We start from the raw sequence: 15,199 nt of genomic DNA on the forward strand, positions 1-15,199 counted from the left end.
ACCTTTCGCTTATGACGATATTGACACTCCGTATCAGCCGGAGCAACACTTTCCTCAAATCGGTGCTGCGCGACGTTTGCCAGCGCCCGGGAGTGAGGTAGGGACTATGCAGATTCCGGCTCCGTTCGACTATGTGCGGGCCACCTCGGTGGACCACGCGCTGGCACTCCTCTCGCGCCACGGCCCGGAGTCACGGGTGGTCGCCGGGGGTCACAGCCTCCTGCCGATGATGAAGCTCCGGCTGTCCCGGCCGGATTGGCTCATCGACATCAACGACCTCTACGAGCTCGACTTCATCCTCCGCGACGGCGACAAGCTGCGGATCGGCGCCCTGACCCGCCACACCACGCTGTTCGAGTCCGATGAAATTAACGGGCTCTTCCCCATCGTCCGGGACGCCGAGTCCGTAATCGCCGATCCGGTGGTGCGCAACCGCGGCACCATCGGCGGCTCACTCTGCCAGGCAGACCCGGCGGAGGACCTGTCCACAGTGTGCAATGTCCTGGCCGCGGAAGCAGTCATCCGCGGACCAGGCGGCGAGCGCATCCTGACCATGGCCGACTTCCACCGCGGCCCCTACGAAACGGCCGTGGGCCAGGATGAGCTGCTGTGCGAGCTCCGCTTCCCCATCCGCCCGGGCTCGGGCAGCGCCTACGAGAAGGTCGAACGCCGGGTGGGCGACTGGGCCGTGGGAGCGGCCGGTGCCGCCGTCACGCTCGCGGCGGACGGCAGCATCGCCGACGCCGCCGTCGGACTTACCGCCCTCGGCCTGGACCATACCGTTGCGGAGGCCGCCGCGGTGTTGCGGGGCCAGCGGCCCACGGAGGAACTGTTCGCCGAGGCCGGACGCCTCGCTGCGGCGGCCTGTGATCCGGTGGATGACCAGCGCGGCCCGATCGACTACAAGCGGCACCTCGCCGACGAACTCACGCGGCGGGTGTTGCGGCTTGCCTGCACCCGCGCCGCCCGGACCCAGGAAGGCTGAAGCGGATGCAGATCAGCATGACCGTGAACGGCAGCGAAGTCACGAGCGACATTGAACCCCGGGTGCTCCTTGTCCACTACATCCGCGAGGTCCTCGGCCTGACCGGCACGCATTGGGGCTGCGACACCAGCAACTGCGGGACCTGCGTGGTCCTCATGGACGGGCAGCCCGTGAAATCCTGCACCGTCCTGGCCGCCATGGCCGCCGGGCACGACATCCGCACCGTCGAGGGGCTCGCGAGCGGCGGAACCCTGGACCCCGTCCAGCAGGGCTTCATGGAGGAGCACGGGCTGCAGTGCGGCTTCTGCACCCCCGGCATGATGCTCACCGCCCGTGCCCTGCTGGACAAGAATCCGCATCCGGACCCCACCGAGATCCGGCAGGCCATTTCGGGCCAAATCTGCCGGTGCACCGGTTACGCCACGATCGTCCGTTCAGTGCAGTGGGCCGCGGCCCACCCGGCAGGCGCCGACAGCGACGCCGCAGCAGACGAAGTCGACGGCACGGACACAGCAGTCCCGGAAAGTGCGACGGAGCTAGAGGACACGGAGGTGAAGGCATGACCGTCATCCACGAGCGGCCCGGCAACCCCGCGGCCGGCGATGAGGACCGCCCCATCGGCTTTGGCCGTATCCAGCGCAAGGAAGATCCACGCTTCGTGCGCGGCAAGGGCCACTACCTCGACGACATCGTCCTGCCCGGAATGCTCCACGGCGCCATTCTGCGCGCCCCGGTAGCGCACGCCCGGCTGGTCTCCATCGACACCACCAATGCCCTGGCCCATCCCAAGGTCTTGGCCGTCATCACCGGAAAGGATCTCCTGGGACTCAAGCTGGCCTGGGCCCCGACGCTCTCCGCGGACGTCCAGGCCGTACTGGTGACCGACAAGGTCCGCTTCCAGGGGCAGGAGGTCGCGTTCGTCGTGGCCGAGGACCGCTACGCGGCCCGGGACGCACTGGAACTCATCGAAGTTGAATACGACGTCCTCCCCCCGGTCATTGACGCCCGCAAGGCCCTCGATGCGGACGCCCCCGTGATCCGTGACGACATTGAGGGCCGGAAGGACAACCGGATCTTCGACTGGGAAATCGGCGACAGGGCGGAGACCGAGGCGGTGTTCGCCTCCGCCGACGTCGTCGTGTCGCAGGAGATCGTCTACCCGCGGGTGCACCCGGCCCCTATGGAAACCTGCGGCGCCGTCGCGGACTTCGACGCCGTCAACGGGAAGCTGACCCTCTACGAGACAACCCAGGCCCCTCACGCCCACCGCACCCTCTTCGCGATCGTCGCCGGGATTCCCGAGCACAAGATCCGGGTGGTGTCCCCGGACATCGGCGGTGGCTTCGGCAACAAGGTGGGCATCTACCCCGGGTACGTCCTGGCCGTGGTCGGCTCGATCGTCACCGGCCGGCCGGTGAAGTGGGTGGAGGACCGCTCCGAGAACCTGATGTCCACCTCCTTCGCCCGTGACTACATCATGCAGGGCGAGATCGCGGCCACCAAGGACGGCAAGATCCTCGCCGTTCGGACCAATGTGCTCGCGGACCACGGCGCGTTCAACGCCACCGCCCAGCCCACCAAGACCCCGGCCGGCTTCTTCTCCATCTTCACCGGCAGCTACGACCTCAAGGCCGCGTACTGCAGTGTCACCGGCGTCTACACGAACAAGGCGCCGGGCGGTGTCGCCTACGCGTGTTCTTTCCGCGTCACGGAGGCGGTCTACCTGGTCGAACGGATGGTGGACATCCTGGCCCGTAAGCTGGAAATGGATCCGGCCGAGCTGCGGCTGAAGAACTTCATCAAGCCGGAACAGTTCCCGTATGCCAACAAGACCGGCTGGGTCTATGACTCCGGCAACTACGAACCCGCCATGCGGCTGTCCATGCAGATGGCCGGCTACGACGAGCTCCGGCGCGAGCAGAAGGAGAAACGCGAGCGCGGTGAGCTGATGGGGATTGGGGTCTCCTTCTTCACCGAAACGGTGGGCGCCGGACCCCGCAAGCACTTCGACATCGTGGGCCTGGGCATGGCGGACGGCGCGGAACTGCGCGTCCACCCCACCGGCAAGGCCGTGGTCCGGATCTCGGTGCAGAGCCAGGGCCAGGGCCACGAGACGACCTTCGCGCAGATCGTCGCCGAGGAACTCGGCATCCCGCCGGAAGACATCGATGTGGTCCACGGCGACACGGACCAGACACCGTTCGGGCTGGGCACTTACGGCAGCCGCTCGACGCCGGTCAGCGGCGGCGCCGTCGCCCTCGTGGCCCGAAAGGTGCGCGAGAAGGCGAAGCTCGTCGCCGCCGCCATGCTGGAAACCCGGCCGGAAGACCTGGAATGGGAGAAAGGGCGCTGGTTCGTGAAGGGCGATCCCAGCGCCGGAAAGACCATCGCCGAAATTGCCATGGGCGCGCACGGCACAGTGGCCCTGCCGGCGGGCGTTGACGGCAACCTCGACGCCGAGGTCACCTACGATCCCCCGAACCTGACGTTCCCGTTCGGCGCCTACATCTGCGTCGTCGACGTCGATCCGGGCACCGGCCACGTCAAGGTGCGCCGCTTCATCGCGGTGGACGACTGCGGCACCCGGATCAACCCGATGATCATCGAAGGCCAGGTGCACGGCGGACTGACCGACGGCGTCGGGATGGCGCTGATGGAGATCATCGAGTTCGACGCCGACGGCAACTGCCTCGGCGGGTCCTTCATGGACTACCTGATCCCCACTGCCATGGAAGTGCCGGACTGGGAGACCGGTTTCACCGTCACCCCGTCCCCGCACCACCCGATCGGCGCGAAAGGCATCGGAGAGTCCGCCACAGTCGGCTCGCCGCCGGCGATCGTGAACGCCGTCGTCGATGCCCTCGCGCCTTACGGGGTGGTGCACATGGACATGCCGTGCACGCCGGCCCGGGTCTGGGCCGCGATGCAGGGCCGCGCAAGGCCACCGATCTGACATGACCACGGCCGCGGAGTCCCTTACGGCCCGGGCGAATGATCTCGCCTCCCGCCGTGAGCCGTTCGTCCACGCCACGGTGGTACGCGCCCAGCGGCCTACCAGCGCCCACGCCGGGGACACCGCGCTGGTACTGCCCACCGGTGAAATCCAGGGCTTCGTGGGCGGAAACTGCGTCGAGTCCTCGGTACGGGAGTACGGCCTTCAGGTCCTGGCGTCCGGGGAGCCTCTGCTGCTGCGCGTGCTCCCCAGCGAGCCGTCGCGCAGCGCTGAAGAGGGCGCCGTCGAGGTCTCCAACCTCTGCCTCAGCGGCGGCGCCATCGAGATCTTCCTGCAGCCGCGCATCCCGGAGCCCCGGGTCCTGGTGGTGGGCACGACGCCGGTAGCCCAGGCCCTCGCGACGCTCGGCTCCGGCGTCGGCCTGGCCATGGAGCTCACGGACGGGGAGTCCGCGGAACCCCGGGCAGACGACGCGGCGCTGATCGTGGCCTCGCACGGCAAGGCGGAGGAAGTAGCCCTCGAGGCGGCCCTGCGCGCCGGCGTGCCCTACGTCGCGCTGGTGGCCAGCGAGACGCGGGGCGCCGCCGTGCTGGACTCCCTCGAGATCAACGCAGAGCAGCGCGCGCGGGTCTTCACGCCGGCCGGGCTGCAGCTAGGGGCCCGCTCCCCTGGCGAGATCGCCCTGTCGATTCTCGCCCAGCTCATCCAGGAACGGTCCAGGGCCCGGCATCACCCGCCGCCCGTCGCACCCGCTGCCACGCCCGCAGGGATGCCGGACGCGGCCCCGGGAACCGCGATCGATCCGGTCTGTGGCATGACCGTCGCAGCGGTGGAGACGTCATTGCATCTTGAACACAACGGCGTCACCGTGTACTTCTGCTCACCCGGCTGCCGTGCCGCCTTCCGCAAGGATCCGGAGCGCTATGCCCTTACTACCTGAGCCCTCCCCCACTCACCGCAGGACCGCCGGGCTGATCCTGGCAGCCGGAGGCTCCCGGTGAACACGGCGGCGCGAACCGGCGCGGAGGAAGACGTGCAGCGCAGGGTGCCCGATGTCCCGTCGCTGATGGCGGCGCTGGACCGGGGCGATTACCTGGCCGATGTCGGCCTGGCCACGGCGCTGTTCCTCGCCGTCCGGCTGCCGCAGCCGATCCTGCTGGAGGGTGAGGCCGGGGTGGGCAAGACGGAGGCGGCGAAGGCCCTGGCGGAGCTGCTGGACACGCCGCTGTACCGGCTGCAGTGCTACGAGGGGATCGACGCCGGCGAGGCCCTCTACGAGTGGAACCACCAGCGGCAGCTCCTCGGGATCCGCCTGGCCGAGGTGCGGGACGCCTCCGTCACAGAAGCCGACCTCTTCAGCCCGGAGTACCTGCTGCGGCGCCCCCTGCTGCAGGCGATCGAGCATCCCGGCCCGCGCCCGGCGGTGCTGCTGCTGGACGAGATCGACCGCGCCGACGCCGAATTCGAGGCGTTCACCTTTGAGCTGCTCGCCGAGGCCGCGGTCACCATCCCGGAGCTCGGCACCATACGGGCCACCCATCCCCCGATCGTGATCCTGACCTCAAACCGGACCAGGGACCTGCACGATGCCCTCACGCGCCGCTGCCTCTACCACTGGATCGACTACCCGGGACCGGACCGGATCGCGGAAATCGTGCGCCGCCGGGTGCCGGCGAGCAGCGGCCCGCTGGCGCTGCAGGCGGCAGCCGTCATCACGAAGCTGCGCAGCCTGGATCTTGCCAAGCCTCCGGGGATCTCGGAGGCCATCGACTGGGTGTCCGCCCTCGCCGTGCTGGGCATCGAACGCATCGACGCCGCGACGGCGGAACAGACCTGGGGCTCGATCGTCAAGAACCGTGACGACCTGGAGTTGGTCGGCGCCCGCGGGGCGGCTTGGCTCGTGGACGGCACCGATGGTTGAGGCCATCACTCTCCCGACGGTGGAGGCGGCCGCCCTGTCCGCTGCCTTCGTCACCGCCCTGCGCCGGGCCGGTCTCTCCTGCTCCCCGGACCGGGCGGTCCGGCTGGCCGAAGCCCTCCGGCTGGTACCGCCAGACGACGTCGAAAGGCTCTACTGGACGTCCCGGGTGGTGCTGGTGACCGCGCGCGAACAGCTCCCGGTCTTCGACGCCGTCTTCACCACCGTGTTCCGCAGCGACTTCGACCCCGCCGCGCGGCTTGCCGGCCCGCGTGGGCCAGGAAGCCCGCCGTCGGCCGGCCCGGAAGAAGCCCGCACCCGACCCGCCGCGGCCGACAACCGGTCTACCCGGAGTGCGCCGCCCCGTAAGCAGCCCCGTTCCGCCGTAGCCTCGGCCGCGCCCACCAGTTCCGGGGACCACGACGCGGCCGCCCATGAAGCCGTCCTGGCCATGGCCTCAACCGAGGAACACCTGCACGGGATGTCCTTCGCCGAGCTGTCCTCCGAGGAAGTCCAGGACATCCGGCGGTTGGCATTCCGGATGCTGCTCGCAACTCCGTCGCGCCTGAGCCGCCGCACCCGAAAATCCGCCCACAGCAGCGCCCGGCTGGACGTGCGCGCCACGGTCCGCGCGGCCCGGCGTTCCGGCTCCGACACCACCCGGCTGCTGTACGCCCGGCGGCGTGAACAGCGGCGCAAACTGGTGCTGCTGTGCGACGTCTCCGGCTCGATGGAACCCTATGCGCGGGTCTTCGTGTCGCTGCTGCAGGGGGCGGTGGCCTCTGCCGGGGCCGAGGCGTTCGTGTTCTCCACACGCCTGACTCGGCTGACGCGGCAGCTATCGCTGCGCGATCCCGACGTGGCGCTGGCCCGGGCCGCCGCCACGGCGCCCGATTGGGCCGGGGGCACCAGGATCGCCGATAGCCTCCGCCGGTTCGTCGACGAACACGGCCGCCGCGGGCTGGCCCGCGGCGCCGTCGTGGTGATCTTCTCGGACGGCTGGGCCCAGGAGGATCCCGCTCAGGTCGCAGCCCAGATGGCGAGGCTGCGTAGGCTGGCTTACCGGATGGTGTGGGTCAATCCCCGGAAGGCGGCCCCCGGCTACCGGCCGCTGGCGGGCGGAATGGCGGCTGCCCTGCCGTACTGCGATGCCTTCGTCAGCGGACACAGCTTCACGGCTTTGGCAGAGATGGCGGCTGCCATCCGCGGCGACGGCCGGTCATCACTCGAGAGAAGGACGAGCTAATGCAGATCGACAGCACATTCTCGGTGGTCGCACCCATCGACGAGGTCTGGGACACCCTGATGGATTTCGAACGGGTCGCGGGCTGCCTGCCCGGGGCCAAGATCCTGAACAAACTCTCTGACGACGCCTATCAGGTCGGCATGACGGTCAAGTTGGGGCCGGTGAACATGCAGTACAAGGGTCTGCTGAACGTCGTCGAGCGCAATGCGGCCGAGCACCGCGCCGTTCTTGGCGGAAAGGCGCAGGAGATCCGGGGGCAGGGCACCGCCGAGGCCACCGTGACCATGATCCTGACCGAAGTGCCCGGCGGCACTACTCGGGGCACCGTTGACGCCGACCTGGCGCTCTCGGGCAAGGCGGCCGCGATGGGCAAGGCGGTGATCGGCAGCGTCACGGAGCAGATGATGCGCCTCTTCGCCAGCAATCTGCAAGCCATGCTCGCCGAGCCTGTGACGGCGCAGGCGTCCGCCGCCGGAACCAAGGTGCCGGGCCCAGTCCCCGCGGCTGAAGCCGCCGCCGAATCCGCCGCCGGCCAAGTCGCTGCCCCGGCGGCCCCGGCACAGTCCTCGGAGCTTCCGGGCCTGCCGTCGAGCGCCATGGCCGCTGCCTCCGCACCCGCAGCAGCCGCGCCCACCGCACCCAATCCGCCCACACCAGCCGCACCCGCAGCAGCGGCGCCAATCGCACCCGGGACCGGCAGCCTGGACGCTCTGAGCCTCGCGAAAGGCGTGGTGGCGGACCAGCTCGCCAGCCCCGGGAAGGTCCTGGCGCTGCTGGCCGTCGTGGCTTGTATCGCCTACTGGGCCGGCCGGCGGTCAGCGTTCCGGATGATCCGGATGTACGGGAGGCTGAGGGAGTTCCGTGCGTGATGTGCTGGCAGCCATGATGCCGGGCTGGCAGAAGGGCCGTATCGCCGGTCTGGCCACCGTCGTGAGCACCTTCAAGTCGGCCCCGCGGCTCCCGGGCGCGTCCATGCTGGTCACAGCCGAGGGGGAGGCCGTCGGCTCCGTCTCCGGAGGTTGCGTCGAGGGCGCCGTCTATGAGCTGGCCACGCAGGTCAGGGAGGACGGCACGCCGGTCCTGGTGCGCTACGGGATCAGCGACGACGACGCCTACGCTGTGGGCCTGACCTGCGGCGGAATCATCGACATTTTCGTCGAGCCGGTTTCACGGCAGAGCTTCGCCGAGCTCGACGCCGTCGGGCGGGACATCGCCGCCGAGCGCCGGGTGGGGGTCGCCACCGTCATCGAGCACCCGGACAGCAGCCGGCTGGGACGGCACCTGATCGTGCGGCCCAGGGGGTTCGAGGGCGACCTTGGGTCCGAGCGGGCCAATCACGCCGTCGGCGATGACACCCAAGGCCTGCTCGCCGCCGGCCGCTCCGGCATCCTGACCTACGGCCCCGACGGCGAACGGCTTGACTCCGGCATGCGGGTGTTCTTCTCAAGCTACGCCCCGCCGCCGCGGATGCTGGTTTTCGGGGCGATCGACTTCGCCTCGGCACTGGCTCGGCTGGGAGCCTTCCTGGGCTACCGAGTCACCGTGTGCGATGCCCGGGCCATCTTCGCCACCCCCGCCCGGTTCCCCGATGCGGCCGAAGTCGTCAACGCGTGGCCGCACCGCTATCTGGCCGAGCAGCTGGAGAAGGGTCTGGTGGACCAGCGGACGGTCATCTGTGTCCTCACGCATGACCCGAAATTCGATATACCACTGCTGGAGGTAGCCCTGCGCGGAAGCCCCGTTGCCTTCATCGGAGCCATGGGTTCCCGTCGGACCCACGCTGACCGGATCGCCCGGCTGCGCGAGGCGGGCCTGGGCGAGGAAGAGCTGGCGCGGCTGCACAGCCCGGTGGGGCTGGATCTGGGTGCCCGCACACCGGAGGAGACTGCAGTGTCCATCGCCGCCGAGATTATCGCGAAGCAGTGGAGCGGCAGCGGGGAGCCGCTCCACCGGCTCGACGAGCGGATCCACCACGACGAGCAGCATTGACAGGGCACCGTTGATCGAGAACGATTTCCTGCGCTGGGGGCTGACGGCACTGCTGCTGGCAGCGTCGCTGTACGCGGCGTTCCGCGCCAGCCGCAAGTCGCCAGCGGCCACCCGGGTCGGTTTCGGACTCCACGCCGCCATGATGACGGCCATGGTGCTGATGCTTCCCCCGGGCTCCAGTGGCCCGCACTCCCCCAGATCTTCTTCTTCGGCCTGGCCGCGTGGTGGTTCGTCCTCCGCGCCGTCTCCCGGCTGCCTGTGCCATTCACAGGGCCGGGGAACGGTCGACTTCCGGGACGAGACGGCCTCGGTAGTTTGCTCTACAACGCGCTGACGATGGCCGCCATGGCGTACATGCTGGCGGCGATGGACGTCCGCGGGAACCACGGCGCGCTGGCCGGTCTGGGGGCCGCGGGGCTTCCGGGCCAGACGGCGCACCACGGCGGGCCCGCTGCGGGGCTGCTGCTGCCCCGGTCCTGGCCGGACTCCTTGCCGGACTCCCTGCCGGACTGGAGCACCCGGCCCGCCCTCGTCCTGGCGGTTGCCTTCGGGGTGGCCGGAGCCGTGTGGGGCTTGCTCCTGGTCCGGCGGCTCCGCCCCCACACCAACCGGGGCCGCGGCGACGCAGTCCTGGAACTCGTAGGCGCGGCATCGATGGCAGTCATGTTCGCGGCGCTCGCGGTGTGACACTACGGAGCGGTACTTCAACTTCGCGTGATTGATTGGCGTGTTGCAGGATGTGTCCCTCGAGGCCCTTGCCAGGGCACTCACCGGGGCCCGCTCCGGTGCCTACTCACGGAACGGACCCAGCGGTGTCTGCGGGGTGGAGACTGCCTGAGGGATGAGGTGCAGGCTCTGAAGACGGCCGATACGTGACGTTCCCGCGGCAATGATCCCGGCCTATGGCGCCCCAGTGAGGAACCCTTGTTCCTTCATCCATTCGAAGGCGACATCCGCGGGCTCCTTGCCGTCGACGTCGACCTTCAAGTTGAGTCCGCGCATCGTCGTATCCGTCAGCAGCGGAGAAATTTGCGCGAAAATCCCTTCAAGCTCCGGGTGGGCAGCCAGGGTCCTGGAATAGAACACCGGCGCCACGTTGTAGGCGGGGAAGAACTTCTTGTCATCGGTGAGCACCGTCAGGCCAACGCGTCGATCCGGCCGTCCGTGGCGAAAACCTCGCCGAGGGTACACACACCGTTGTCCGTGGCACTGTAGACGGCCCCGACGTCGTACAGGCCGATGTTGCGCTCCGGCACCCCGGAATCGGAACCCCGGTCCAGGCCGTAGTGCTTGAGCATCGGGCCGAAGCCGTCTGGTCTGGAGTTGTGACCAAGAGTCCGTCGATTTTTGGAAGAAGGCCGGCAAATGCTCGATTCGCTGCACGAATGAGCCCTACACTTTAAGCCAGGCTGGGACGCAATCCTTCCGGGGGAAGCAGGACGGTATGGCAGCCACACGGCATGGGAATTCCCTGAGGGGTCCGGAAGTCAAAGGCCTCCTTCGGCCCCGCCTGATCCCCCGCTCTGACGGCACTTCCAACGCGCGGCTTGGCCTCGTAGTCGCACCGCCCGGGACCGGCAAAACGACTCTCCTGGCGCAATGGGCGGCCCAACGGTCCACCGCCGTGGCCTGGTACCGGTCCGTTCCGGGGGACGCAAAGCCCGGCCGAATGCTCACCAGCTTTGCCGCGGCGCTCGGCACGGCTGCCGACCAGGAATCCCCCCGCTCCTTCGCCGAGCTGGAGAGCCTGGCGGGGCGGCTTGAAAAGCCGTTCGTTTTTGTCGTGGATGACCTGCATGCGATGGCGCATTCGTGTGCGGAGTCCGAACTCGAGCGTCTTCTTGCACTCAATTCACCGCAGCTGCATTTCCTCGTGGGCAGCCGCCGCCCCCCGCACTTTAATCTGGCCAGGTCCGAGCTGCCTGCTGCCGTTACCGTGGGCGGTGACGACCTGCGTTTTCGCGCGAATGAGGTTGATCAGCTCTTCCGGAACACATATAGGCAGCCCCTGAGTCCCGCCGGCACTTTGAATCTGACGTCCAGGACGGACGGCTGGGCCGCGGCCCTGCACCTCTTCCACCTCGCGACGACAAGCCGTTCCACAGTGGAACGGCGTCGGGCAGCTGAGTCCCCCAGCCCGACGTCCCGCCACGTCCAGGACTACCTGACGCACCATGTCCTCGCCGGAGCCTCCGAGGACATGGAATTGCTGCTTCGCCGCAGCTGCCTTTTCGACGTACTGACACCGTCCCGCTGCGACGCGCTCCTGGAGGGCCGTGACAGCCGGCAATTGCTGCACCGCCTCGAACAGCTCGGCGTCATCTCGCGTGAGGGGGACGGCGCATCGCTGCGGGCCCCGGAGGTGCTTCGACACTACTTTGCTAGCACGCTGGATGCCACGCAGCACAGCCGAGCCGGTGGCACCCGTGAGTGCACAGCGACTGTCCTTGAACAGGAGGGAGACTTCGGCGCCGCCTTGGGGGTGCTGGCCGAAGGCCAGGACTGGGACAAGGTGCGGAGCCTTCTGGAACGGGCGGGGAAGCACGCCGTGCAACCGGGTGCCTGCGGGTGGGCTGCCCTGATTCCAGGGCCTGCGCTGCAGGATGACGCCGGTTGCGCCGTGGCCGCGTCGCGGCAACTGCTCGATGACGGATGCGTCGCGGCCGCCTGCAGAACCGCCGCCGGGGTCCCCGCGCTGACCAGCGATCCCGAGTGGCTCGCATTGGCCAGAGACCTTCAACTGGAAGCGGCTGTGTGGGCCGGGGACGCGGCCGCCCAGGGGCCGGGCCCGGCGGGCCGCCTTCGGGAGGCCACCCAGGGGAACCCCGCCGGCGTCGCCCGCTCGATGGGCGATCCTCACCGCCCCCGGGAATTCCTCGCCAATGGCTTGTCGCGTCTGCTTTCTGGAGATCAGCGCTCCTCCATGCCGGCGCTGCGGCGGTGTGCGGAGCTACTGGACGAGGAACCGGCCGCTGCACTCGCGGCCCAGCTTGTACTCGCTGTTTTTGGTCCGGAATCCTCGGTGTCCAACCCTGACGGTGCGGCCGCGGAATTGGACGCCGTGCAGCGGCAGGCTGAACGGCGCGGTTTCACCTGGCTGGCCCGCCTGGCCCAGGGTGTCCAGGCCGCCCTCCCCGGAACCTCAGGCTGTCAGGAGTCCGTTCGGTCCATCATTGACAGCTGTGAGCAGCGGGGCGACGAGTGGGGAGCGGCACTTGTCGCAGCCTCCGCCGCCCTCGTGCGGCTGCGTGCGGGCCGCCCGGATGCCCGGGAGTTCGGCGCATTGGCGGTCCGCTTCCGCAGACTCGAGGCAGGTGCCCTGGAAGCGTGGGCTCATTCCGCGCAGGCCCTCGTGAGTGCCGCTGTGGACTTGCCTGGAGCCGCCGAAGAGGCCCGGTCAGCGGAGGCGTTCGCGCGGGCGGCGGGAGTTCCCGGAGCACTTGCAATCGCTTTTGCGGCCATGGCCCTGCAATGGCCTGTGCACTATGGCGAACTGATGCAGGTGGCCCAAGAGACCGGAACCTCGGCGGGTTTGGTGTGCCGGCCGTGGACGTGGGTCGCGGCGGAACCCCAGGCCCCGGACGCTCAGCACGCCCCGAAGCGCCGGTCAGTGACCGGCCCGGCTGACGCTGCCGGCCTTGCACCGGCTAGCCGCGCCGTCGAGGTAGCGGACGGTGCGCCGCCGCCATCGCTGAAGGTGGGCTGTTTCGGTGGTTTTGCACTGCACAGCGACGGTGTTGGCGTTGATCTGACCAGAGTGCGGCCCCAGGCCAGGACTGTACTCCGGATTCTTTCCCTGAATGCTGGCCGCCCGGTTCACCGGGAACGGCTGGCGGGGTTATTGTGGGCAGATCTGGACACTGCCTCGGCACTGCATGCCCTGCAGGTGAGCGTGTCCAGCCTGCGCGGAGCCCTCCAGCCTCCGGGCAAACCCGAGGGCCAACAGCTCCTCGTCCGGCAGGGCGAGGCCTACGCCCTGGTGCTTGGCGAAGGCTCGGCCTTCGATCTGGCGGATTTCGACCGGACCCTGCATGATGCGTCGCTGGCACGGTCGGCCGGAGACCACCTCGGCGCGGCCGAAGAGCTGCGCCGCGCCGTCCAGCTGTATACCGGCGAGGTGCTCCCGGAAGACGGTCCGGCGGAGTGGGTGACCGACACCCGTGAGAGGTACCGGCTGCGGGCAGCCGAAGCTGCGGCGTCGCTGGCAAGCCTGGAGCTGGTCCTGGGAAACCCGGCCGATGCCGCCGCCGCCGCCACCCGGAGTGTCGAGATTGATCCCTGGCGGGACGAATCCTGGCGGACCCTGGTGGAGACCTTCCGGCGCCTCGGGGATCCGGCGGCCGCGGAACGCGCGCAACGGCGCTACCACCTCATACTGCACTCCCTGGGCGTACCGGCCGCAGCCGGGCTTTCCGTCCCGGACGGCTCGGCTACCGCCGGCCGGCGAACTGGACCTCGGCGACGGACACGGGTGCCCCCTCCGGACCGGTCGAGTCCAGGATCTTAAACCGCACCGCGGAGGCCTGGTCCGCCCCGATATAGAAGCTCTGGGGAGCGGAGTCGTCCTTGAGGTCTACGGTCCGGGAAGCCTGTCCCCCGTCCGGGCGGATCGCGGTGATCTCCACCCTGACCGGCCGCCGCTCCTTGAGGAAGACTTCCCGCACGTTCGACGCGCCGGCGCTGATGACCACGTATGACAGGCGGAACGGCCTGTCGAAGCCTGCCTCAAGTGCAGCACTGACATTACCCGGAGCTCCCGCAGCCCACGAGCGGTTGGAGAAATGGTCTATGGCCAGTTCCGGACCCCGGTTCATCGCCTTACTCGTCGCTGTCATCCTCTGGGCCGGCTCTTCCGAATCTCCGAGTTCATCCTGGACGCGGGCCACGCCCGCCGCGATCACGTCCCTGCCAAAGTAGGCGGCGCCGCCAAAAAGCCCGACAACCGCGAGGAGCGACACCGAGCGCACCGGGAAGCGCCATGGCTTCCGCCACTTGGGCCGGCTTCCTGCCGGCAGCGCCTGCCGCTGGGGGCGGCTCAGCAACCGCCGCCACCATGGCGGCGCAGGCACAGCGGCGGCCTCCTTGAGGCTGGCCGCGCAACGCCGGCAGAAGCTCCGGTCCCGCTTGTTGCCGGCCCCGCACCGGCCGCAGATCAGCTCTCCCGGAAGCGGCGGACGTTCATCGGGCAACGGGACCTGGCTCGGCGCCCGAACTTCCGGCTGGCCGGGCCTGACCTCGGCCGGTCCGGCGCCGCGCCGGACCGTGGAAGCCCCGGACGGCGTGCCCGGCGCCGAACCTGACCGGACACCGGACGGCGGACCCGGCGCGAGCCCCGGCGGACCAGGGATTACGGGAAGGGGTGCCGTTGTCACGGCTGGGCTGGCTCCCGAGCCCGAGCCTGCCGTCAGCGGCGGGCGTTTTGCCTCCGCCGCGGCGGCTGGCCGCTGCCAGACCAGATACGCTCCACAGTTGCTGCAGAAGCTTTCGCCGTCATTGTTGCGGGCACTGCAATCTCCACAAATCAGCACCTTGACTCCTCAGGGATCATCAACGCGAGGGGCAACTCCGGGCACTATCTCCAGGGTGTGGGGAACGTGGGCCGGCTTCACGGAATTGATAATGCCCTCCAGGCGACGGAGGTCGACGTCCTCTCTCGCCGCGGCGGATACGCGGATGTGCAGCATCGCGTCGGCCCGGCCCGGCAGTTCCGCGCCCGGGCTCGAGGACCATGCGGCACCACCGCTGTCTGCAACCTCGACGTCCACGACACCGCCGACGGCGAGCTTTACGGCGTCGGCCAGTCCCGGGACGGTGCCGCGGCGCCGGTGGATCGTTGCCGCGTGCGCAACCACGTCACGGCGCCGGGCGGCGGACCACGATTCGTCCAGCCGCACGCCCACCCACTCCGCCAGCCAGTCCAGGAAATCCTCGGGTGCCAACCGTGGGTCAAGGTAAGAGGCGAGCCCGTCCAGCGTCGTGAAGACCGGCGCGAGGGCGTCGTCGAACGCCAGCAGGAACCGTTGGAGGAACGCGTCCTCCTGCAGGACTGCCGGCAACCGGACGCCCAGGGGCACCGCGCTGCTGAGCCCCGGCACCATGCCGCGCATC

14 protein-coding genes are annotated in these 15,199 nt (G+C 69.2%); 10 read left to right on the forward strand and 4 right to left on the reverse strand.

Annotated elements, in window-relative coordinates:
* Window positions 1-106: 106 nt before the first annotated feature.
* The 9 genes from ACVWZ8_RS19230 to ACVWZ8_RS19270 all read left to right on the forward strand — a co-directional run bounded on the left by ACVWZ8_RS19230 (window position 107) and on the right by ACVWZ8_RS19270 (window position 9,778).
* Window positions 107-985 (forward strand): FAD binding domain-containing protein, encoded by an 879-nt coding sequence (locus ACVWZ8_RS19230; protein WP_426977723.1) that lies wholly within the window; start codon window positions 107-109, stop codon window positions 983-985.
* A 5-nt stretch (window positions 986-990) separates the two neighbouring features.
* The gene (locus tag ACVWZ8_RS19235; RefSeq protein WP_426977721.1) at window positions 991-1,548 is read left to right on the forward strand and encodes a (2Fe-2S)-binding protein; all 558 of its coding nucleotides are present in this window, start codon (window positions 991-993) and stop codon (window positions 1,546-1,548) included.
* Entirely contained in the window at window positions 1,545-3,938 is a 2,394-nt protein-coding gene (locus tag ACVWZ8_RS19240) for an aerobic carbon-monoxide dehydrogenase large subunit (protein ID WP_456505511.1), read from the forward strand. Before ACVWZ8_RS19235 ends, ACVWZ8_RS19240 begins: the two co-directional genes overlap by 4 nt.
* A gap of 1 nt (window position 3,939) precedes the next feature.
* Window positions 3,940-4,878, forward strand: a complete 939-nt coding sequence (locus ACVWZ8_RS19245) for an XdhC family protein (RefSeq protein WP_456505512.1) — start codon at window positions 3,940-3,942, stop codon at window positions 4,876-4,878.
* A 57-nt stretch (window positions 4,879-4,935) separates the two neighbouring features.
* Window positions 4,936-5,859, forward strand: coding sequence for an AAA family ATPase (locus tag ACVWZ8_RS19250; RefSeq protein WP_426977716.1), 924 nt, complete (start codon window positions 4,936-4,938; stop codon window positions 5,857-5,859).
* Entirely contained in the window at window positions 5,852-7,102 is a 1,251-nt protein-coding gene (locus ACVWZ8_RS19255; RefSeq protein ID WP_456505513.1) for a vWA domain-containing protein, read from the forward strand. The genes ACVWZ8_RS19250 and ACVWZ8_RS19255 overlap by 8 nt, the downstream gene beginning before the upstream one ends.
* The gene (locus tag ACVWZ8_RS19260) at window positions 7,102-7,971 is read left to right on the forward strand and encodes an SRPBCC family protein (RefSeq protein WP_456505514.1); all 870 of its coding nucleotides are present in this window, start codon (window positions 7,102-7,104) and stop codon (window positions 7,969-7,971) included. Before ACVWZ8_RS19255 ends, ACVWZ8_RS19260 begins: the two co-directional genes overlap by 1 nt.
* Window positions 7,964-9,091, forward strand: a complete 1,128-nt coding sequence (locus tag ACVWZ8_RS19265; protein WP_426977712.1) for an XdhC family protein — start codon at window positions 7,964-7,966, stop codon at window positions 9,089-9,091. The genes ACVWZ8_RS19260 and ACVWZ8_RS19265 overlap by 8 nt, the downstream gene beginning before the upstream one ends.
* Before the next feature lie 213 nt (window positions 9,092-9,304).
* Entirely contained in the window at window positions 9,305-9,778 is a 474-nt protein-coding gene (locus ACVWZ8_RS19270; protein ID WP_456505982.1) for a DUF5134 domain-containing protein, read from the forward strand.
* Between the two features lie 213 nt (window positions 9,779-9,991).
* On the opposite strand, the gene ACVWZ8_RS19275 is transcribed toward ACVWZ8_RS19270, so the two are convergent.
* Together ACVWZ8_RS19275 and ACVWZ8_RS19280 are read right to left on the reverse strand one after the other, a co-directional pair.
* A complete protein-coding gene (locus ACVWZ8_RS19275) occupies window positions 9,992-10,225 on the reverse strand; it encodes a glycine betaine ABC transporter substrate-binding protein (protein ID WP_456505515.1) in 234 nt (77 codons plus the stop codon).
* A 2-nt stretch (window positions 10,226-10,227) separates the two neighbouring features.
* A complete protein-coding gene (locus ACVWZ8_RS19280) occupies window positions 10,228-10,389 on the reverse strand; it encodes a hypothetical protein (protein WP_456505516.1) in 162 nt (53 codons plus the stop codon).
* Window positions 10,390-10,535: 146 nt separating this feature from the next.
* Here ACVWZ8_RS19280 and ACVWZ8_RS19285 point away from each other — a divergent pair, with 146 nt between their 5' ends.
* Window positions 10,536-13,598, forward strand: coding sequence for a BTAD domain-containing putative transcriptional regulator (locus ACVWZ8_RS19285; RefSeq protein ID WP_456505517.1), 3,063 nt, complete (start codon window positions 10,536-10,538; stop codon window positions 13,596-13,598).
* Here the strand turns inward: ACVWZ8_RS19285 and ACVWZ8_RS19290 are convergent.
* Both ACVWZ8_RS19290 and ACVWZ8_RS19295 read right to left on the reverse strand, forming a co-directional pair.
* Window positions 13,522-14,160, reverse strand: coding sequence for an NADase-type glycan-binding domain-containing protein (locus ACVWZ8_RS19290; protein WP_426977708.1), 639 nt, complete (start codon window positions 14,158-14,160; stop codon window positions 13,522-13,524). The two genes, ACVWZ8_RS19285 and ACVWZ8_RS19290, sit on opposite strands and share 77 nt — an antisense overlap.
* A gap of 468 nt (window positions 14,161-14,628) precedes the next feature.
* Complete coding sequence (locus ACVWZ8_RS19295) at window positions 14,629-15,198, reverse strand: phage tail protein I (protein WP_426977707.1); 570 nt, start codon at window positions 15,196-15,198, stop codon at window positions 14,629-14,631.
* Between the last annotated feature and the right edge of the window lies 1 nt (window position 15,199).

This window comes from Arthrobacter sp. UYCu723, from assembly GCF_054059215.1.

What these genes read in the sequence shown, in the direction of transcription:
- ACVWZ8_RS19285 (WP_456505517.1), top strand. Translation starts at nt 10,536, where the DNA reads ATGGCAGCCACACGGCATGGGAATTCCCTGAGGGGTCCGGAAGTCAAA.
- ACVWZ8_RS19255 (WP_456505513.1), top strand. Translation starts at nt 5,852, where the DNA reads ATGGTTGAGGCCATCACTCTCCCGACGGTGGAGGCGGCCGCCCTGTCC.
- ACVWZ8_RS19245 (WP_456505512.1), top strand. Translation starts at nt 3,940, where the DNA reads ATGACCACGGCCGCGGAGTCCCTTACGGCCCGGGCGAATGATCTCGCC.
- ACVWZ8_RS19230 (WP_426977723.1), top strand. Translation starts at nt 107, where the DNA reads ATGCAGATTCCGGCTCCGTTCGACTATGTGCGGGCCACCTCGGTGGAC.
- ACVWZ8_RS19260 (WP_456505514.1), top strand. Translation starts at nt 7,102, where the DNA reads ATGCAGATCGACAGCACATTCTCGGTGGTCGCACCCATCGACGAGGTC.
- ACVWZ8_RS19240 (WP_456505511.1), top strand. Translation starts at nt 1,545, where the DNA reads ATGACCGTCATCCACGAGCGGCCCGGCAACCCCGCGGCCGGCGATGAG.
- ACVWZ8_RS19235 (WP_426977721.1), top strand. Translation starts at nt 991, where the DNA reads ATGCAGATCAGCATGACCGTGAACGGCAGCGAAGTCACGAGCGACATT.
- ACVWZ8_RS19280 (WP_456505516.1), bottom strand. Translation starts at nt 10,389, where the DNA reads ATGCTCAAGCACTACGGCCTGGACCGGGGTTCCGATTCCGGGGTGCCG.
- ACVWZ8_RS19295 (WP_426977707.1), bottom strand. Translation starts at nt 15,198, where the DNA reads ATGCGCGGCATGGTGCCGGGGCTCAGCAGCGCGGTGCCCCTGGGCGTC.